General features: G+C 59.7%; 18 protein-coding genes and 1 pseudogene. 11 read left to right on the forward strand and 8 right to left on the reverse strand.

The features are described from left to right. Nucleotides 1-102 precede the first annotated feature (102 nt). Entirely contained in the window at nucleotides 103-339 is a 237-nt protein-coding gene (locus IB262_RS36320; RefSeq protein WP_348646959.1) for a hypothetical protein, read from the forward strand. 168 nt (nucleotides 340-507) lie between these two features. Here IB262_RS36320 and IB262_RS34955 read toward each other — a convergent pair whose 3' ends face one another. Both IB262_RS34955 and IB262_RS36570 read right to left on the reverse strand, forming a co-directional pair. Then, the gene (locus tag IB262_RS34955) at nucleotides 508-717 is read right to left on the reverse strand and encodes a DUF1515 family protein (protein ID WP_060517183.1); all 210 of its coding nucleotides are present in this window, start codon (nucleotides 715-717) and stop codon (nucleotides 508-510) included. Between the two features lie 22 nt (nucleotides 718-739). Beyond that, nucleotides 740-868, reverse strand: coding sequence for a hypothetical protein (locus IB262_RS36570; RefSeq protein WP_274533432.1), 129 nt, complete (start codon nucleotides 866-868; stop codon nucleotides 740-742). Between the two features lie 310 nt (nucleotides 869-1,178). Between IB262_RS36570 and IB262_RS34960 the strand changes: the two genes are divergently transcribed. From IB262_RS34960 to IB262_RS34970, 3 genes are all read left to right on the forward strand, one after another. Beyond that, nucleotides 1,179-1,628: a hypothetical protein gene (locus IB262_RS34960; RefSeq protein ID WP_192357960.1), complete on the forward strand. Its 450-nt coding sequence runs from the start codon at nucleotides 1,179-1,181 to the stop codon at nucleotides 1,626-1,628. Between the two features lie 448 nt (nucleotides 1,629-2,076). After that, nucleotides 2,077-2,403, forward strand: coding sequence for a hypothetical protein (locus IB262_RS34965; protein WP_192494535.1), 327 nt, complete (start codon nucleotides 2,077-2,079; stop codon nucleotides 2,401-2,403). Between the two features lie 533 nt (nucleotides 2,404-2,936). Beyond that, the gene (locus IB262_RS34970; RefSeq protein WP_060517176.1) at nucleotides 2,937-3,194 is read left to right on the forward strand and encodes a hypothetical protein; all 258 of its coding nucleotides are present in this window, start codon (nucleotides 2,937-2,939) and stop codon (nucleotides 3,192-3,194) included. Between the two features lie 640 nt (nucleotides 3,195-3,834). Here the strand turns inward: IB262_RS34970 and IB262_RS34975 are convergent. The 4 genes from IB262_RS34975 to IB262_RS34990 all read right to left on the reverse strand — a co-directional run bounded on the left by IB262_RS34975 (nucleotide 3,835) and on the right by IB262_RS34990 (nucleotide 12,320). Beyond that, entirely contained in the window at nucleotides 3,835-5,154 is a 1,320-nt protein-coding gene (locus IB262_RS34975; RefSeq protein WP_064817057.1) for a glucoamylase family protein, read from the reverse strand. Between the two features lie 2 nt (nucleotides 5,155-5,156). Beyond that, entirely contained in the window at nucleotides 5,157-8,987 is a 3,831-nt protein-coding gene (locus tag IB262_RS34980; protein WP_246802837.1) for a glycosyl transferase, read from the reverse strand. Between the two features lie 38 nt (nucleotides 8,988-9,025). Further along, complete coding sequence (locus IB262_RS34985; RefSeq protein ID WP_192494537.1) at nucleotides 9,026-11,482, reverse strand: phosphoketolase family protein; 2,457 nt, start codon at nucleotides 11,480-11,482, stop codon at nucleotides 9,026-9,028. A 166-nt stretch (nucleotides 11,483-11,648) separates the two neighbouring features. Continuing rightward, complete coding sequence (locus IB262_RS34990) at nucleotides 11,649-12,320, reverse strand: CBS domain-containing protein (protein ID WP_192494538.1); 672 nt, start codon at nucleotides 12,318-12,320, stop codon at nucleotides 11,649-11,651. Nucleotides 12,321-13,088: 768 nt separating this feature from the next. Between IB262_RS34990 and IB262_RS34995 the strand changes: the two genes are divergently transcribed. From IB262_RS34995 to IB262_RS35010, 4 genes are all read left to right on the forward strand, one after another. Beyond that, a complete protein-coding gene (locus tag IB262_RS34995; RefSeq protein ID WP_034806062.1) occupies nucleotides 13,089-13,298 on the forward strand; it encodes a cold-shock protein in 210 nt (69 codons plus the stop codon). A 119-nt stretch (nucleotides 13,299-13,417) separates the two neighbouring features. Further along, entirely contained in the window at nucleotides 13,418-13,642 is a 225-nt protein-coding gene (locus tag IB262_RS35000; RefSeq protein WP_192494541.1) for a hypothetical protein, read from the forward strand. Nucleotides 13,643-13,671: 29 nt separating this feature from the next. Continuing rightward, nucleotides 13,672-14,052: a DUF6481 family protein gene (locus IB262_RS35005; protein WP_113553763.1), complete on the forward strand. Its 381-nt coding sequence runs from the start codon at nucleotides 13,672-13,674 to the stop codon at nucleotides 14,050-14,052. 74 nt (nucleotides 14,053-14,126) lie between these two features. Then, nucleotides 14,127-14,402, forward strand: coding sequence for a hypothetical protein (locus IB262_RS35010; protein WP_034799791.1), 276 nt, complete (start codon nucleotides 14,127-14,129; stop codon nucleotides 14,400-14,402). A 55-nt stretch (nucleotides 14,403-14,457) separates the two neighbouring features. Here the strand turns inward: IB262_RS35010 and IB262_RS35015 are convergent, their stop codons facing one another. Further along, nucleotides 14,458-15,618 carry a hypothetical protein gene (locus IB262_RS35015; RefSeq protein WP_246802838.1) on the reverse strand — a complete coding sequence of 387 codons (1,161 nt, stop codon included), beginning with the start codon at nucleotides 15,616-15,618 and terminating at the stop codon, nucleotides 14,458-14,460. A gap of 647 nt (nucleotides 15,619-16,265) precedes the next feature. Between IB262_RS35015 and IB262_RS35020 the strand changes: the two genes are divergently transcribed. Beyond that, nucleotides 16,266-16,520: a type II toxin-antitoxin system Phd/YefM family antitoxin gene (locus IB262_RS35020; protein ID WP_112976273.1), complete on the forward strand. Its 255-nt coding sequence runs from the start codon at nucleotides 16,266-16,268 to the stop codon at nucleotides 16,518-16,520. Beyond that, nucleotides 16,520-16,927 (forward strand): type II toxin-antitoxin system VapC family toxin, encoded by a 408-nt coding sequence (locus IB262_RS35025; protein ID WP_192494539.1) that lies wholly within the window; start codon nucleotides 16,520-16,522, stop codon nucleotides 16,925-16,927. Before IB262_RS35020 ends, IB262_RS35025 begins: the two co-directional genes overlap by 1 nt. A gap of 298 nt (nucleotides 16,928-17,225) precedes the next feature. On the opposite strand, the gene IB262_RS35030 is transcribed toward IB262_RS35025, so the two are convergent. Next, complete coding sequence (locus tag IB262_RS35030) at nucleotides 17,226-18,335, reverse strand: NAD(P)/FAD-dependent oxidoreductase (protein ID WP_192494540.1); 1,110 nt, start codon at nucleotides 18,333-18,335, stop codon at nucleotides 17,226-17,228. Nucleotides 18,336-18,548: 213 nt separating this feature from the next. Between IB262_RS35030 and IB262_RS35035 the strand changes: the two are divergent. Further along, nucleotides 18,549-18,673: pseudogene (locus IB262_RS35035) on the forward strand (transposase); the annotation flags it as partial.

An 18,673-nucleotide genomic window follows, 5' to 3' on the forward strand; every position in this document is an offset into this window, starting at 1 on the left:
AGACGCCTAAAAATTGCGCCGCGGCGGGGGTGTAACTCCGGTCGGGCTACGCCCTCCCTTCGTCACACCCCCGCCGCCGAGTCTCATCCTGATTGACGCTGAATCTCACCTTGTTTGTCGCCGCGCACCGAAGTGATCGCGGCGGGTTGCGATATCAACGCCGTGGGACACGATATGTATGTGCTTGGCGATGTCGATGAGCAGGAAGAAGCCAAGGAGGAACTTAGTCGGATCGGTGAGAGGTATGGCGACCGCGCAGCTCTGAGGTCCGAGATCATCGCCTACCTTCGGTCCATTGGTCGGTTCGTGGACGTGACATGGCCCCAGACCATCCACTAGCGCAGCCTGCGCGACCTTACGGAGCCATCTTTATTCAACGGCAGCAGGAACCTATCCGGGACCTGTTGGTTTGTTCATTGCTGATGATCCCGGATCCCTCCGGATCAAACGTAGAGAGCCCCATCGTCGTGCCGTCGGAGGTGGGGTTCTTCTTTCTGCTTACCAACCTTACCCCGTGATCCCGAAGATGATCCGCCGTATCGCCTCGGCCTGACTTATCCCGAGCGCCCTGGCCGCAATTCCGGTGACTCCAAGCCACCGATGCCTCAGCTTCCATCGCCTCACGTCATCGGTCACCAGCTTCATCTCGGAGACCTCCTCCCCAATCGTTATCGAGGACGCCTCAAGATGGCCGACGCGGTCGACAAGCTGGTTCATGCGCCAATGAACCACTTGCCGGCTAGTCGTCGCCTTGTCTTGACGGCCAGACCTGGGCCAGGCGCGGGGCCGAGTAATTGAGCTTCTCGATCACCCGCTGCATCGTGCCGCCGGTCTCGTGAAAGACGGTCGCGAGCTGTCGGCGAGCCACCGGTCGTCGATTACCTTACCGGCCGATTGGGGCCGATAGGATGACACTCATGGCGCCGACCTGGGATGCATTAGCCGGCCGCCAAAAGGCGCGCGCCTCGCATAGGCGAGGAACGTCGTTCTGTTCATCGAGTTTTCCTTTAGTGAGATGAAAAAATGAGATAAAAATCGCCGGCCGAAGTCGGCGCTGGCGCTGTTAAGGGCTAGTCACAGCCCGTTTTGAAGACCATATTTTGTCTGATTGCTGGACCATGAAACGGGCTCCAGCGACTGATGGACCATCATCACTTTCGCCTTAAATGGAGGAGGTTATGTTTGATCGACTGCAATCCGGATACATTCTTCCCGAGGGGCTCACCGTCATTTCCACGGTCTTTGATAAGGTCGTGAACGCACGGAATATCCCCCGACAAAGTGAAGAAAGCGAATGGCTGGCTCGCGAGGCGCTCCGTTTGTTCATGAGTGGCGTACGAGACGCCTGGGAACTGGAACGCCGACTTAAAGATGCTCGCCGCCCGCTCGACCATTCACCGCCATCGGGAGGCGTTGGCATGGTCGTGGATCTGCTGCCAGAGCTGACGGCATGGGCGCGGAGCTTGACCGCCTCACAGCGTGCGGCAACCGCGCTCACCGAAAAAACACTCGAATACGCCATCGAAAACATCGATGAATTCGTGGCGACATCAGATGTCAGGAGATGGCTGGTCCGTGTGATGTTGGACCTCCGACTTGGCCGAAGACGAGGCCAACATCGAACGTAGGCCAGGAGGGGAAATCAACGGGATTTACCTCTTTGTTAGGAACGCCAGCCACCATTCACGAACGGCATGAAGCCGGCTGAGGAACAGATCATGGGCTATGACTGGAATGGTGCTCGCGGGCGCCGGATGAAGATCGCGCGAATTGGAACGGCCGTCGCGCTGGCCGCCTTGTTGGTGTCCGTCGCGACGGAGGTTGTGACGCGAGCTATCTAGAGGGTAATAGACGATGGAATGCTTTGGGGGCGACGGTGCTGATCGCAGGGGCTGTTCTGGCTGACCAGAAGAACACTAGCTGGGGGCCTCGTACGCAACCTCAACCAGGGTCGAAACCTTCCCATCGAGCAAAATCGCCGCCTGGGACCGACGTCTTGACTGGCTGGGGTCCCTGCCGGCTTGGCCTGGAGCCGCGTTCGTCTTCATCGGCGTCTCCATGATCTCCTGACGCTGAATGATTGCACTCGTTCAATCTACCCCCTTAAGCATCGCGAACCGGCGCCGGCTTTGCGGATCGATCAAAAGCGACTATTTTAGTGATGTCTTTCGTACCATGCAGGAGGCATCCATGGGGCTTGGCAGCACAACGGTCCAGGGCGAATTTCTGGGTTCTTTTTCTATCGCGTCCATTGAGCCGCTCCTGGGGGTTTTTGAACTATCAACTTCGGCTGGTACGACGATCGAGGTTCAGCTTGACCGGTACAGCGCGGAGACATTGATGTCGGCTCTTGCGCAGTTCCTGGCTCAAGGGCAAGCAGCGGAGTTTGACGACGGGATGTGAAGGGTTTGCTGGGTGAGGCGAGCTCTTTAGGGAGGAAATGAGAGCCTACTTGCGAGTGATCGCGCTGATCGCAGGTGTATTGCGGCTCGATCGAAGAGCCCTGGCGGAGGGGACTATCCGCAATTGCTTGACTGGATCCCCGCGATACCGGCTTGGCCTGGAGCCGCGGTGATCGTCGTCAGGGGGATTGTGATATTGATGTGAAAAGGCTCCAGATCGAAACGGGTACGATCCAGAGCCTTCGTCTGAGTGTTGCCTTCCGTCTGCGCCTTCGATTTCGACAGACGACGCAATTGAGAGCGCATTCACTCGCAGAATGCAACCAGACGATTTCTGTTGCTTCGTCGGCTGGACCATCGAGGGCGAGCGGTCGTCGCTCTGGCGGCCTGTCCGTCGAGGCATCGCGGACCTGCTCTGCGCGGTGATGGCCCGCCGGTTACTGATATGCGTGGGGCACGCAAAGTAGCTAGGCAACTTGCTAATGAAGTCGTGTTCGAGGAGACTGCGTTCAGCCTTACCTTTAGGGGTGTAAAATGGACTTCCAAAAGGTCGGTAGAGCCCGGATGATGATGCGCTTGCCACGACATCGAAAACAAATTGCCGACGCACACTTCGTTGCGATAACCGATCTGCTCGAAGCTTACGGTAAAGCCGCCATGACCCGTGACGAACTGCGCGAGCAGGCGCCTCCCGACCCAGCACGGCTGAAAGAATATGAAGACCTGTGCCGGAAGTTGGAGGACGACATCCTGAGAATGCTGAGTGCCGTCAGTCCACGTATGATCCGCTAGCGCACGAGAGCGATGTCGACAGCGATGTCTTTCGATACTCGCGCCATGCCCCGGAACGGACGCAATCGACGCCATTCGGAACAAGCCTCCGCAAACACGTTACGGTGTTGTTCTTCTCGACTGGCAGATGCCGAAAATGGATTGAATAGAGACTGCACTGGCGCTCCGATCGCTTAGGATGACGGACACACCGTGTCTCATCATGGTGCGCCCGTGGCTATGAGGAAGTAGTCAAGGCGGCGGGAAGGGCGGGAATTTCAGATGTGCTGGTCAAGCCTGTTCAGCCATCTGCTGTTCGATGCGGTCATCCGTGCGATGGGGGACGAGCCGCCGACAGGGCCGAGGGAGGTGCATCTTCAAGCGTCGCCTGTCCTTAACCCTAGGTTTTTAGATCAAAGCCGCCTTTCACCCAGCTGAGATAGGCGTCCTCGCCCTGCCTGACCGTCTCAAATCCTGATGGTGTCTCCGCCAAGTGCCGTCCTTGCCCTTGGGCTATCGCTTGCGAGTGCTGCAGTTCCTGCCAGCACCAGGACGTGCCTTCTGTATAGCCCGGCATGCTGATTAGAGAAGAACCCCATGTTCATGGCCGTTACCTTTCCGCATGATGTCGATACCGGCATTTGGCAGCGATGCGGTACCCTCAGAGCCAGCCGCCGGAAAACCCCGCACGCCTCAGGCCGGTGACCACAGGGGCGCATCGGCGCATGATGTTCCACAGCAGGCCGGTCCTGTAGTTCTCGATCATCAGCACCACGGGGCCTTGGTCGATGCCGAAATGATAGGGGCTGACCCACCAGCCCGATTCGGTTCCCTCCAGCGGAAAGCTTCTGTTGAATGACGGTTTGAAGCCGTAAAGCCTGGTCATGCCGAGGTTCATGCGGGCATAGTTCCAGACCGTCGGAATGACGATTTCCGGCGCGAAGGGCAGGGAGGCGACGACTGCCCAGGGCGACACGGTCCCATCGTCAGGACCGAAGGGGGCGCCGCGGGCAATGTAGTCGAAGAACTCCCGCTCGACACCGTTCACCGTGCGCTTGGTCCAGCCGGGACCGTCGCTTGCGGTGAAGCCCCAGCAATGCTCGCCGTAGCCGACGAAATTCAGCGGGTTGCGGATGGCATATTCCTGCTGGACGAAGGTCGCGTGGCGACTGTTCTGGAAATAGTCGCTGTTGTGCTCGCGCATGAATTCGTCGCGGATGCCGCGGAAATCGACCCACATATGCGAGAGTTGGTGGGTGAAGAGCGGTCCCGAATAGAGCAATTCGCGCCCGTAAAGGTTCCGCCAGTCGTAGCTTGCGGTGTAGGCCGCATAGGCTTCCGGCGGGAGCGGGTGGGTCGGTGAGCCGAGGCCGAGGATGTAGAGGAGCAGGCCCTCGTCGTAGCCGCGCCAGCGATAGGGGATGAAGCCGTTTTCCGGCCGCCAGCCGTGGGTGAGCGTCAGCCCGTGATCGCAGGCCCAGTTCCAGTCGGCTCGTTCATAGAGCGCGTTTGCCACCCTGCGGATTTCAACTTCTTCGGCGCCATCGCCGTCGAAATAGGCGGCCACTGTCAGAGCGCCCGCGAAAAGAAAGGCGGAGTCGATCGTCGAAAGCTCGCACTCCCAAACACGTCTGCCGGTCTCGATGTCGAGGAAGTGGTAGAAGAAGCCCTTGTAGCCGGAGGCGTCGGGTTCCGGTCCCTGCGGGCACTCCAGGAGAAACTGCAAGCGCCGACGCGCGATCTTTGCGGCAAACTTGCGGATGACGATGCCGCGCTCCACCAACACAGGGATCGTCGCGAGCGCCATGCCGACCGCGGCGATGCTTGCGGGCGCGTCTTCCTGCGTCTTGTCACGTACCAGGCCGTTGTCCGGATTGGTGCAGTGGAGATAGTAGAGCAGCGTCGTGAACTGCAACCGAGCAAGATCCTGCTCGGTCGGCATGCGGTTCAGTTCGGGATCTGTCGACAGCAATTCCGACATGGTTAGGCCACCACGAGAAGGACGTCGTGATCTCGTCCGTCATCCACGAGTGGAACACTTCGGTCAGCAACCTTCTTCCCATCGAGGCTCAGTGCATAGTGGTCTTTTGCTCGTTTGGTATCTCGGCTCACCTTGATGCGGTAAGTCGACCTTCCATGGCGAAAATCCACGTCGAATGTTGACCACCCGACGGGAATGCATGGCTCGACAAAAAGCCGGCGGCCCTGACGTCGAATGCCGAGAATGGCCTCAAGGCCGACCCGGTACAGCCAGCCCGCAGATCCCGTATACCACGTCCAGCCACCGCGGCCGGTGTGAGGAGCGGCGCCATAAACGTCGGCACTGACAACGTAGGGCTCGACCATGTAGCGGTCGGTGTCTTTGGGTGACAGGGCATGGTTGATCGGATTGAGCATGCTCCAGAGTTGAAATGCCCGATCGCCATCCCCCAGCAATGCGGTCGCCAGCGCCACCCACGTGGCCGCGTGGGTGTACTGGCCGCCGTTCTCCCGAATTCCGGGCACATAGCCCTTTATGTAGCCGGGCTGCAGCGAGCCCTTGTCAAAGGGTGGGTCGAAAAGCTGTATCAAACCGTTATCGGTACGAACGAGCCGTTCCCAAACCGCGCGCATTGCCTGCGCGCCACGCTTGGCATCTGCAACACCCGAGATAACTGCCCAGGCCTGTGGGATCGCATCGATCTGGCACTCGTCATTCAACTGGGACCCGAGAGGCGTGCCATCGTCGAAGTAGGCGCGGCGATACCAGCCGCCATCCCAGGCGTGGGTCTCCAAGGACATGCGCAGGGTCTCGGCGCGCTCTTTGCACCATTTGGCTCGTTCCTCATCAGCCATCGCCGAAGCGATGGCTGCAAAAGATTGAAGGACCGTCAGAAAGAACCACCCGTTCCATACACTCTCGCCTTTGCCTTCCGCGCCGACTCGGTTCATGCCGTCGTTCCAGTCGCCCGTTCCCATAAGCGGAAGCCCGTGGCTGCCTAGCCTCAGACCTCGGTCCAGCGCTCGACAGCAGTGCTCATAGACGGTCCCGCTTTCCTGGCTGGCCGGAGGCACCTCGTAGCGCTCCTCCTCATCGTCCGTTAGAGGCGGCGAGACGAGGAAACGAACCTGCTCACTCAGGAGCCCATAGTCTCCGGAGACCGATACGTAGTGATGGACGACGTAGGGCAGAAAGTAGAGGTCGTCCGTCATGCGTGTGCGCACGCCGGCACCCGATGGCGGATGCCACCAGTGTTGAACGTCTCCCTCGGAAAACTGGCGCGAGGCGGCTCGAAGAATGTGCGCTCGCGCCTCATCGGGTGCGCAATGGACGAGGGTTGCCACGTCCTGGAGTTGGTCGCGAAATCCGTAGGCGCCACCGGACTGGTAAAACCCTGTTCGCGCCCAGATACGGCAAGCCAACACCTGATAGAGCAACCAGCGGTTCATCATCAGGTTGAAGGCCATGTCTGGCGTTCGAACCGTGACGGAGTTCAGCAGCTGATCCCAATATTGTGAAACGACTGCCAGCGCCTTCCTGGCCGCCTTCGGTTCGGCATGTTCGCGCACGAGCCTGTGCGTTTCCGCGCGGTTTTCGGCCTGCCCGAGCACGAATACCAGCTCGACGGTCTCGGACGGTGGGACTGAAACGCTGACCATGAGGGCCGCGCAGGGGTCGAGCAGAGAGCCGGTATGCCCCCCGAGATCGAAGCCTTCCAATCCCACCGGCTGAGCGATGGAACCGTTTCTGCCGAGGAACGCGCGCCGATTACATGTGAACGACCGGACAGGCGCGCTTGAAGCGGCGAATGCGAGCGTGCCGGAAAAATCGCCCTTCCAGATGTTCCGGGCAACGACGGCACCAATCTCGCTGTCAAATTCGCATTCGACCCGGGACTGCGCGCTTTCGCGCAGTGTGCCGAGGACCCATTCAACGAAATAGGTGGCGGTAAGGCGGCGAAGTCGTTTTCCGTCGTTGCGAATGGAAAGACGGATGACCTTGATCGCTCCCGCGGCCGGGACGTGCACGGTCATTTCATGGTGTAGTGGCCCGCGACTGCTTTCATAACACGTGTAACCTTGGCCATGCCTCGTTCTTGTGGTCGATGCCTGGCCGAGCGGCAAAGGTGTCGGTGTCCACAGCTCGGCGGTCTGTTCATCTCGCAGGTAGACAACTTCACTCGGCGGGTCCGAAACCGGGTCGTTTGACCAAGGCGTGAGCCTGTTCAATTGGCTGTTGCCCGCCCAGGTGTAGCCAAGGCCGCTATCGCTTGTCAGGCAGCCAAACGCGCTATTGGCAAGGACGTTGCACCACGGTGTTGGCGTCGCGTCGCCTGCGATCACATATTCGCGCCCGTCTTTGGTAAACCCGCCGCGGCCATTCCAAAAAAGCAGGTTAGCTCGTGGTGCCTCGTGACGCTTTTCGTGCGAGACAGAGACATTCGTCATGGTCTTGTTCGTGGAAAAAGTGGTGGTCGATCTCGCCGAAAGTTGATCCGCAAGGGATCCTTGGCTGCAACAAAGGACGAGGCGCGCGGCGGCCGTGATCGCATTTTCTGCATCGGACGAGACACTCGCCCTGGGTGGGAAATGAATCCCCCCGGTTTTGCCGAGGGTTTGCTCCACATGGACCGCCGCATCGGCGCTCAGCTTTAAGCTTTCACTGGCCTGCCTTTCATCAAGGATCGCGAGATCGAAGGGAAATCCGCGACTGGCAAGGAATGCGTGGGCATTGATGACATTGTCGACGAGGGATTCCTTGTCTGTTTTGTCGATACGCAGCAGAAGAACTGGGACGGCTCCCGACAGTCCCGCCGATCCCAAGTCGTCGCGGTTCAGTCGTCTTGTGTCGGGTGTGCTGCCTTCCCTTAAGCCGGCAACACCGAATGCCAGATATGCTAGGAGCCGGTCGTAGACGGCCAAGTCTTGAAGAGACGGGGACCAAGGCGGGTCTTCAGTGTGTTTCTCCCTCTCTTGTAACGCTTGACGCGCGGCGTCGACATGGGCGAAGCGGCTGGCTATTGCGGTAGCGCCTGCCTCACTGTCCGCTGCGCCTGTCACGAATGCGATCAGTTCCGTTCTGGAGGGTTCCAGATCGACTGTGCGGCGCATGCTGAAGATAGGGTCGAGCACGGGACCCGTCGTCCCAGATAAGCGGCTCCCCGGCCCCAGAGCGCTAGGATTTGAAGGCGTCCGCCGTCGGCCAAGAAATCTGTAGCGGTCCGTTTCATATTCCACCGCATGGACTTGGCGGCTTGACGCAGACACATGTACCGCCCAGATGGGGCGCTCCGATGCGCTGCGCGGTCTGCGCCGTGCGAACAATGCGCTTGTTTCGGTATCGAACCAGGTTTCGATGAAAAGCTTGGCAAATGCCGGATGTGCGCTATCGGCGCTTCGGCCATTCAGGCAGACTTCGCAATAGCTTGTCAGTTCAAGCTTTCGCGCTTTCTCACCTTTGTTGCTGAGTTTCAGCAAGCGCACTTCAGCATCGCAGTCCTGTGCAACCGACACCGCCCATTGAATTTCGATGTCTCCGAGCAAACAGCGATACTCGGCACGATCTCCGTGAAACGTGTGTTCGTAGATCGCCTCCGGATGGCAAATCGGCTGCCGGCCAATCGTCCAGACCTCGCCGCTCTCAAGGTCGCGGACGTAGCAGAACTGGCCCCAGCAATCGCGCGTGACGTCCTCACGCCAACGCGTGATGTCGAGGCCGCGCCAGGTTTCATACCCGGCGCCGGCCTCTGTCAGAAGGACGTTGTAGTGCCCATTCGAAAGCAAGGTCGTGTCAGGAGGCACGCCTGCCAGAGGTGTCGTACTGATGTCGATCATGTCAACTGGCCGGACCATCAGATCGATCCTTGATGGGGCTAGACATTGTCCCCTTCGGTCGATGTCCCAGCCTTGGCAGGCTGCACCCCGTTAACGCCCCATTTCCAGCCGCTGATCGAGGGCATGTCGTCGCCATGCTTCTCGATATACTCCCGGTGCTCGATCAGCTTGGCCTGGATCGCCTGCTTGAAGTACGCCGCCCGCGCGCCGAGCTGCGGCAGGCGGTCGATGGCATCGCCGGCCAGGTGGAAGCGGTCGAGTTCGTTCAGCACCACCATGTCGAACGGTGTCGTGGTCGTGCCTTCTTCCTTGTAGCCGCGAACATGCAGGTTGCCGTGATTGGTGCGGCGATAGGTGAGGCGATGGATCAGCCACGGGTAGCCGTGGAACGCAAAGATGATCGGCTTGTCCCTTGTGAAGATGCCATCAAAGTCGCTGTCCGAAAGGCCATGCGGATGTTCTTCCGCCGGCTGCAGCTTCATCAGGTTGACGACGTTGACGACCCGGACCTTCACTTCAGGCAGATGCTCGCGCAGCAGCTGGACGGCGGCGAGGGTTTCCAGCGTCGGAGTGTCGCCGCAGCAGGCCATGACGACGTCCGGCTCACTGTTGGCGTCGTTGCTGGCCCAGTCCCAGATGCTCACACCCATGCTGCAATGGCGCACGGCCTGTTCCATCGTCAGCCATTGTGGGCCCGGCTGCTTGCCGGCGACGACGACGTTGACGTAGTTGCGGCTGCGCAGGCAATGGTCGGTGACCGACAGCAGCGTATTGGCATCCGGCGGCAGGTAGACGCGGACGACCTCAGCCTTCTTGTTGACGACATGATCAATGAAGCCCGGATCCTGATGGCTGAAGCCGTTGTGATCCTGCCGCCAGACATGGGAGCTCAGGAAATAATTGAGCGACGCGACCGGCCGGCGCCAGGGGATCTCATTGCAGACCTTCAGCCACTTGGCGTGCTGGTTGAACATGGAATCGATGATGTGGATGAAGGCTTCGTAGCAGGAGAAGAAGCCGTGGCGTCCGGTCAAGAGATAGCCTTCAAGCCAACCCTGGCATTGATGCTCGCTCAAGACCTCCATGATGCGGCCATCCGGTGAGAGGTGATCGTCCTCCGGATAGATCTCGGCCATGTAGCAGCGGTCGGTGACCTCGAGCACATCCTGCCATCGGTTGGAGTTGTTTTCGTCCGGGCTGAACAGCCGGAAGTTCTTCGCGTCCATGTTGTTCTTCATCACGTCGCGCAGGAACTTGCCCATCACGCGCGCCGCTTCCACGGTCGTGGCGCCGGGGCTCGGAACGTCGACGGCGTAGTCCCGGAAGCCCGGCATTTTCAGGTCGCGCAACAGCAGGCCGCCGTTTGCATGCGGATTGTCGCTCATGCGGCGATGTCCGGATGGGGCGAGCGTCGCGATCTCGGGCTTCAGCCGGCCCTCGTCACTGAAGAGTTCTTCCGGGCGATAGCTCTTCATCCATTGTTCGAGGATGCGGATGTGCTCGGGCTTGTCCATCTCGCCCATCGGCACCTGGTGCGCGCGCCAGTAGTCCTCGCATTTCTTGCCGTCGATTTCCGGCGGGCAGGTCCAGCCCTTTGGCGTGCGGAAGATGATCATCGGCCAGGCCGGGCGCTTCATATTGCCCCTGATGCGGGCATCGTCCCAAATCTGCCGGATTTCGGCCGTCGCCGTATCGAGCACGTCTGCCAGTTGCTGGTGGACCTTTGCCGGATCATGCCCTTCGACGAAATAGGGTTTGTAGCCCATGCCCTCGAAGAACTTCTTCAGCTCGTCGTGCGGAATGCGGGCGAGGAAGCAGGGATTGGCGATCTTGTAGCCGTTCAGGTGCAGGATCGGCAGAACACAGCCGTCGCGGGCAGGGTTGAGAAACTTGTTGCTCTGCCAGCCCGTCGCAAGCGGCCCGGTCTCGGCCTCGCCATCGCCGACAATGCAGGCAACGACCAGATTGGGATTGTCGAAGGCGGCGCCATAGGCGTGGCTGAGCGCATAACCAAGCTCGCCGCCCTCATGGATGCTGCCGGGCGTTTCCGGCGCCACATGGCTCGGGATGCCGCCGGGAAAGCTGAACTGCTTGAACAGCCGCTGCATGCCTTCGGCGTCTTCGGCGATGTTCGGATAGAACTCCGTATAGGTCCCTTCCAAATAGGCATGCGCCACCAGAGACGGCCCGCCATGGCCGGGACCGATGATATAGATCATGTCGAGGTCGTCACGTTTGATGACGCGATTGAGATGCACGTAGAGCATGTTGAGGCCCGGCGACGTGCCCCAATGGCCGAGCAGGCGCGGCTTGATGTGCTCGCGCTTCAGCGGCTCGCGCAGAAGCGGATTGTCGAGCAGATAGATCTGCCCGACCGACAGATAGTTCGAAGCGCGCCAATAGGCGTCCATCAGGCGGAGTTCGTCGGCCGACAACGGTGCTGCTGATTTTCCGGATGCCGTCTCTTTCATCGATGCTGTTTCAGGCGAAACCATCTGAGCCTCCCGATCGATAAGACATGTGCTTGAAACCTTTGCCGGTCTGCTGTCGCTCGCCGCAGTCAGCCGTCCGTTGCAAGGCCGCCATTTCGGCAACGACACGGCCTATTTGTGCAGTTCACAGTCTGCGGGTGGAGGAGACGCGCCGCCGCAGAGTCTCGGATCAGGGCTGTTGCAGATCCGATTCAGCGTAATGCTCGACCACACCCCGGACGCCGCGAACGCTTTCGGCAAGAATCCGCGCGGCCCTTCTGCAATCCTTCGTATCGACATGGCCCCGGAGATGCACGATGCCATCGGACAGCGCGACCTTTATGTCCAGGCCTTCAAGCCCAGTGTTTTCGTTAAGGCGGACGAGAATGCTGCGCTGGATGGCTTCGTCGCCAGCCGCTGTCTCGTCCTGACTGGCTGTGACGATTGCCTGCAAAAGGTCTGCGCGGCTGACGACCCCGACAAGGCGGCCATCCTTCAAGACAGGAATGCGCTTGATGCTGCGTTCCTGCATCAGCACTGCGACGCGCTCGACGGACGCGTTCTCGTCGATCGTGACAGGATCGGCGGTCATGGCGTCACCAACCCTCCAGGAGGACCGGCGCACATAGGCGCTGGCCCGTTCATCCTCGGCCCCGGTCGGATCGGCAACCGGCATGCCGCCGCCAAGTTCGGTCCGGCGAATGAGATCGCCTTCACTGATGACACCCACCAGGGCTCCATCATCGTCGACCACGGGAAGGCCGCTGATACGATTGTCGAGCATGATCCGGGCTGCCTGCCGGACGCCGTTGTCAGGAGACAGCTTGACGACTGACGTCGTCATTACATCTTTGACACGCATGTCGATCCCGCTCCAAAAGGACTTGGCACCGTCACCAGCGGGCATAAGGTAAACCTATCATGGCAGTTCGACAACCTTGTGGTTTCTCGAGGGTCGTTCTTGTATCCCCGCTTCAACCGGCCCCTCTTTCTACCTGGTTCGGATCTGGGGCCTTTTGTTTCGTCGTCCAGTGGCTTCAGTTCTCGATTAGGGGCCGACACGCCCGATCCCGCGCGGATCCCTCTCTCGGGTTTATGTGAGTGTATGGTGGCAAACGGATCGCCACCCGCAGAACGGCCCAATGCGGCTATCGGGAGGGGGGCGAGCACGCGCGGCCGTACCGACAAGGGTGGCGAGCGGCGGGATGACCATCGAGGCCGAGGCGATCGCCGAGAGAGTGCCAGAACGACAGGCCGAGTTTCCGGTACGTTTTCATCAGCCCAGGCACGGTGTCGCGTGCGATAACACGCTTGATGCGTTGGCGTGCCATCAATTATTGTCCCACCGTGACCGCAGACGCTGTCGCACGGCCGGTGCAAGCGCGCCTTCGCTCGCGCCACGATGATATGAGTACAATCACAGGGTGAATACTGCGTCTTGGAAAACTAATCGTTGACGCGCCAATCCAAGTCACTTATAGATGCGGCATCGATCTTTTGCTTGCCGAGCTTTGTCTACCGCGCGATTGGCACCGCGCTTTAAGCGAACTTCCCTTTCAAAAACAGTCGGTTTCCACCTGCTCAGCATAGGCTGAGCGGTCCCTCACTCTATGCTTTGAAAGGGTTCATCATGACCACAGGCACAGTAAAATGGTTCAACTCCACCAAGGGCTTCGGCTTCATCCAGCCTGATAACGGTGGCGCAGACGCGTTCGTGCACATCTCCGCCGTCGAGCGCGCTGGAATGCGCGAACTCGTCGAAGGGCAAAAGATCGGCTTCGAGCTCGAGCGCGACAATAAGTCGGGCAAGATGTCTGCTACCAATCTGCAGTCTGCCTAAAATTGAGATTTGCTTCCCTTTGACCACGGATGTACTGGCATTGCCGGAAGCAGTTTCAACAAGGCCGGGCGTTTCGCCTGGCCTTTTTTGTTCGCGACGCCGAACTAGTTGAGGTTCCAATGATAGAAGCACATAGCAAATCCCGTCAGCAGGCGGAGATCGCCTTCATGAAAGTCCAGACGCAGTTCTTCTTCAAAAACAACGCGATGGAAGAGGTGGAATCCGTTGCTCAGGCCCGGGATGCCAAGACTCTCCGGCTTCGGGAGGAACGCCTTGCAAAGGAGTTGGCCGACCGCTCGTCGGCGACACGCAACCTCATCGCCAAACGCGCCAACACACGCTGATCTCTGACGCACTTACTATTGGGATACGAATGAAGAACGCCGGAAAAAACGAAATCTCCGACCGCCGAGCCGCATCGGCAGACGCTAAAGCTGCTCTCTTGAACGCCTACCGAGCGGCAAGGACTGCAGCAGAACCAGGGAGGATGGCAAGGCAGGCCGAGCGCGAAGCCCTTTCCACCGCTCGTGAAGAGCGGCGCGTTGAACGCGAGCGTCTGAAGCTTGAGGAACAAAAGCGTATCGAGACCGAGGCGACAGAGCGGCAGGCAGCCGTTGAGGCGGCAGCGGTCGCCGAAACCGAAGCGCGGGCGATCGCCGAAAACGCGCGTATAGCGCGGGTGATCGAAGATGAGGCGGTGCGAAAGGCCAACCGCGACAGGCGCTATGCCAATCGCAAGGCAAGACAAGGATAAATTTTTCCGTTGCGCCGTTACCCGACAGCATGGCGATGTCATGCCCGGGACACTCAATACGAAAGGGAACGCCGATGGCACCGGATGCGAATGAACTCCAGGCGATCAACACGTCGTGGCAAATCGCAATCCAAGAAATCCTGCGCATGGTTATACGGGACATGTACCATGCCGGCGGCGAGGCAAATTTCAAGGCGCACATCAAACGCATCGAAGAGGCCGCCGTCGACAGCATCTACACCGATCTAAGGCTTCGAGGAACCAATGAGTGGACCGAGGTGCTCGTCAAGGAACGGGCGAGCAATTTCGTAACCACCTTGCTGACGTCCTTTACGTACGACCGAGCCTGACTGAATGCATACGCTCGCTGCGATCAGCGATGTCACGTTGCTTTATCAACGCCGACTAGTCGCCAGGCTGGGCGGCCCTCACCGTCATCTCATCCCAAAGCGCTGTCCGTGCGAACGCGCTGTAACCGGCTTCAAACGGATGGCCGTCTCTTTCAGGATAAAGGCGCTGCCCAGCTAGGATCGAATCCTGCAGGGCATCGGCGGTTGCGGCAAGCGCGCTGCGATACGGCAAACCGAGCTCCTCTGCGGTCTCGCGGATCTTTTTCTCAAGCGCAACCTGACGTTCAACGCTGAGGACAAATTCCGGCGCAGCTGACGCCAGCCGGTCATGGCGACGCAGGCATTCGAAGATCACGCGCTCTTTCGACGGAATGAGCAGAATGCCCACCCGCCCCGGCCGCTGCTGTGCCCAATCGGCCGCAAACCGCTGGAAGTCGCTGAACATTGCTGCGGTTTCGGGTGATGCCAGATCCGCCATACGGCCGTGGTCGTCGACATAGCGCTTCAGGACGGAAGGGCATCCGTCCGGAAATGTGTAGTATTCGGATGTTTCATCATCGCCCGGTTTGAACAGTCGGGCGTAAAGAGTCTTTAGTCGTTCCCCGATCTCATGGTGATAGACACTCAGGATCGCGACATTCTCGACAAGCTTCGTCTTGAGGCTCGCGGATTGCTCAGCACACTGCCAATAACCTCCCGCGTCACCGAACAGGGCCTGCAGATGAAGCCGCCTCTGCTCTGAGAGCCAGAAGTCGGAACGGGCATCCTTGATATCACAGGCGGAAAAGACGACCGCGAAGTCGTTGGCAGGGAAAACGGCGACAATGCTGCCTTTCGCGCCCGCGGCCAAAGCATCGTGCACGATGGCGTGATAAGTGTAGATACCGTAGCTCCCAACACCGAAGTTGTAGGTGCGTTGCCCCGTCATTGCCTCGAAAGCCGCCGGCCAGGAATGCGCACTATCAACGTTGTTGCCATAGGTCATGGAGTCGCCAATCGCTGCGACCTGAAAGTCATGACCTGCTCCAGGTGGATCCCGGAAGCCGGCCTTGTCTACGTCGCCGAGTGCCGGATCGAGGCGATAGCCATATTTCTCGTCGATGCTCTTGTGCGTCCGTGTGCCGATCGGAAACGGCGTAAACATACGCAGCATTGCTTCCCCGGCCCCGAGCGCCACCGTGAGCGAGATCAACAGCAGCATCATGTTCTTCAGCATGTCCCCTCCCTCTCATACCAGATGCGAAATCGATCCGGCATAGTTACCGGTCGCAGCCGCGCAGTCCCCCACATGCCTGCCGCGCGGCGGTCCGAGCGATCCCGTCAGGTTGCGGTGGCTTCCCGCGAATGTCGGAAAGGTCGACGAGAGGAAAGTCAGCCGGAAAAATTGCCCACCGACAGCGTAGGCAAGCCATAAACGTCCATTGAAGGAACGCCAGTTATGTCGCCTCCAACAAGTACAAGTACAAGCAGATTTATATGCGCAATAACTAATATTAATCTATCATGCGTTTGACCGTCCCGCCATTAGCCCGGATGGAGGATGAACTGCGCGAGCCGTCTTCGGTCAGGCAAGAGCATGGCTCGGGCTCGCGTTGCCTGCCCCGAGCGACGCCGGCGACCCAGGTGCGAAGGGCCAGGGTTGACTCACCCTAGTTGCTGCTGATTGCGTAATGTGCACCATTCATTTCCGACAAAAGGAAGATCTGGCCAAATTTGCTCAGCAAGTTCGGTGTCGCATGCAAGTCCTGCGAGTAAGCTTGCGTGGCGTTGCGGGCAGAGGTCTATCGATCGCGCTTTTCCCCGTTAAATCGCGAGCGACAGGATTTATATAGCTAGACAGTCTAGCCAAGTTGGAGTGGAGCTATGGAATGGCGACTGCAGGACGCCAAGAACCAATTCTCGAAGGTGGTGCAGAAGGCCCGCCACGAGGGACCGCAGATTGTCACGCTGCGCGGGGAGCGCACCGCCGTTGTACTGTCCGCTCATGACTACGACGCCCTACGGGCTGGCCGGCCGACGTTGGTCGATGACCTGCTTGGCGGTCCCGCTTGGGACGACCAACTCGCGGATGCGGTGAATGTACGCATCAAGACGCCAAGCCGCGATGTGGCATTCTGATGTACCTGGTCGACACAAACATTGTGTCAGAGGCGCGACGTGGCATGTCGCAGGCGGTGTCTTGGCGGCGCTCTGTCGATCCGCTCAGCATCCACCTGAGCGCGTTCACCCTCGGCCAAATCCTGCGCGGCATTGCCCTGAAACAGAGGTCGGATCCAAAGTCTGCAGCGCACCTCACCGAATGGCTGCGCAAGCTGCGCCACGACCATGGCGACCGCATTTTGCCTATAACAGACCAAATCGCGGTCGAATGGGGCCGCATCGCGGCAATCCGTCCCCGCGGTGATATTGACGGGTTGACCGCCGCGACCGCGATCGTCCACGATCTCATCCTTGTCACTCGCAACGTCAAGGATTTCGAAGACACAGATGCCTCCGTAATCAATCCTTGGGAAACGTCGGCGTGAGCCGCCCGGCGCGACGGACACCCTTCGAGGATAGTTTTTCGGACCAACTGTTCGCCGGGGCTTGGATCTTGCGGTATGCAATTGATTGAGCCTCCGCAGTGAGCGGAGGCTCAATCACGGTCGTTATTGCGAGGCGCTCGCGTTGCATGGCGATGCCGAGCCGACTTTCCCATTGCGAGAACCTTATTGTAGGTCGGCGGCGATGACACGCTGATCGGCGTCCGGGTAGCGACCACCCATATGCTCCATGTTTGGGGCGCGCGCGGACGAAGCACCCATCGCTGAAACTTTGACGCAATCACTTTGTGCTGCTCCGCCGCTCGATATCCGCGCTCACCGCGGCCGCCTCTCGACCGATCTCCCTGAGCAGGCCGGTGACCGGATTGTGGAAACCGACGAGATAAAGGCCGAGCGCGGCGGCTTGGCGAGTGACGCCGCTCTTGCCGGGCCGCAATGCCGCCGGCAGGAACTTCTCGAAACTCGGCCGGTAGCCGGTCGCGAGGATGACGCTGTCGAACTCCGCATGCCTGCCGGAAACGAAAGTGGCACCGCGCTCGGTGAAACGCTTGATGTCTGATGCCACTTTGATGTCGCCGGTTTTGATCGCTCTCACCGTGCCGACATCGATGACCGGGATGCGTCCGGCGTTGATCTGCTCAAGAATGCCCTGCTTCGGCCTGGCGATGCCGTATTTTTCGAGCTTACCTAGCGCGAGGTCGAGGATGGTGGGGAACAACCGGTCGTTCACAGCTCGCGGCAGCGGTTGGGTTGCGATGGCGATGATCTGGATCGGCACGCCGAACAGCTGGCGCGGCACGATGTGGATGCCGTTTCGTACCGACAGCGTCGGGCGGGCGCCGCACTCGGCAAGGTCGAGCGCAATCTCAGCGCCGGTGTTACCCATACCGACAACCAGAACCGACTGGCCGGCGAAGGGCGCGGCTTCAGTGTAGTCAGCGCTGTGCAGCCGCCTGCCCTTGAAGGCCTCGATTTCGGGCAGGCTGGGAACGAAGGGCTCAGCATTGTTGCCGCTGGCGATCACGACGTGGCCTGCGCAGAATGTCTCCGTTCCGGTCTCGACCAGGTAGCCGCCGTCCTTGCGGCGGATGGACTTGACCGTCTCGCCGAAGCGCGGTCGTAGCTCGAAGCGCTCGGCATAAGCGTCGAAATAGGCGACCATCTTCTCGCGCGGCACATAGCGCGGATAGTCCTTGGGGAATGGCATGTGCGGCAGCGCGGAGAACGCCTTCACCGTATGAAGGTGCAGCCGCCGGTAGTGGCGTCGCCAGGCGGGGGCGATCTCATGCGCCATTTCGAGGATGACGAAATCCAGCCCCGCCCGTCTTAGGCAGGCGCCGACCGCAAGGCCGGCCGGCCCGGCTCCGACAATGACGACATGGGTATCCACTCGATGGTCGCTCCCAGAATGGAGCCTAATGCGACAGGGGTCGGCGGACAAGTGGGCGGGGCGCTGTCTCCCCTTGTACTCCGCCTGTATCGCCCGGGTTGCGTTTCCATGCCTTCGGCGACAATGTTTTTTGGGGCGGGAGCGGCCGAGCGGTCGTTGCAGCCCCAATTAGACGGATTTCATTTTCCACGCGCAAAGGAAAAGTGAGGAGATCACGGCAAGATCATCAAGCAGGGCAACAAGTGGCTGCGCTGGGCTTTTGTCGAAGCGGTCACCCCGGCGATCGCCAGCGATCCACAGCTTCGCGCCCAATATGAGCACCTGAAGATCAGAGGAAC

The sequence above is a fragment of the Ensifer sp. ENS02 genome (genome assembly GCF_014851885.1).
Classification (GTDB): Bacteria; Pseudomonadota; Alphaproteobacteria; order Rhizobiales; family Rhizobiaceae; genus Ensifer; species Ensifer adhaerens.

Excerpts from the sequence above, each read along its gene's own strand:
- IB262_RS34955 (WP_060517183.1), bottom strand. The coding sequence starts at position 717 with ATGAACCAGCTTGTCGACCGCGTCGGCCATCTTGAGGCGTCCTCGATA.
- IB262_RS34960 (WP_192357960.1), top strand. The coding sequence starts at position 1,179 with ATGTTTGATCGACTGCAATCCGGATACATTCTTCCCGAGGGGCTCACC.
- IB262_RS34965 (WP_192494535.1), top strand. The coding sequence starts at position 2,077 with ATGATTGCACTCGTTCAATCTACCCCCTTAAGCATCGCGAACCGGCGC.
- IB262_RS34970 (WP_060517176.1), top strand. The coding sequence starts at position 2,937 with ATGGACTTCCAAAAGGTCGGTAGAGCCCGGATGATGATGCGCTTGCCA.
- IB262_RS34975 (WP_064817057.1), bottom strand. The coding sequence starts at position 5,154 with ATGTCGGAATTGCTGTCGACAGATCCCGAACTGAACCGCATGCCGACC.
- IB262_RS34980 (WP_246802837.1), bottom strand. The coding sequence starts at position 8,987 with ATGATCGACATCAGTACGACACCTCTGGCAGGCGTGCCTCCTGACACG.
- IB262_RS34985 (WP_192494537.1), bottom strand. The coding sequence starts at position 11,482 with ATGGTTTCGCCTGAAACAGCATCGATGAAAGAGACGGCATCCGGAAAA.
- IB262_RS34990 (WP_192494538.1), bottom strand. The coding sequence starts at position 12,320 with ATGCGTGTCAAAGATGTAATGACGACGTCAGTCGTCAAGCTGTCTCCT.
- IB262_RS34995 (WP_034806062.1), top strand. The coding sequence starts at position 13,089 with ATGACCACAGGCACAGTAAAATGGTTCAACTCCACCAAGGGCTTCGGC.
- IB262_RS35000 (WP_192494541.1), top strand. The coding sequence starts at position 13,418 with ATGATAGAAGCACATAGCAAATCCCGTCAGCAGGCGGAGATCGCCTTC.
- IB262_RS35005 (WP_113553763.1), top strand. The coding sequence starts at position 13,672 with ATGAAGAACGCCGGAAAAAACGAAATCTCCGACCGCCGAGCCGCATCG.
- IB262_RS35010 (WP_034799791.1), top strand. The coding sequence starts at position 14,127 with ATGGCACCGGATGCGAATGAACTCCAGGCGATCAACACGTCGTGGCAA.
- IB262_RS35015 (WP_246802838.1), bottom strand. The coding sequence starts at position 15,618 with ATGCTGAAGAACATGATGCTGCTGTTGATCTCGCTCACGGTGGCGCTC.
- IB262_RS35020 (WP_112976273.1), top strand. The coding sequence starts at position 16,266 with ATGGAATGGCGACTGCAGGACGCCAAGAACCAATTCTCGAAGGTGGTG.
- IB262_RS35025 (WP_192494539.1), top strand. The coding sequence starts at position 16,520 with ATGTACCTGGTCGACACAAACATTGTGTCAGAGGCGCGACGTGGCATG.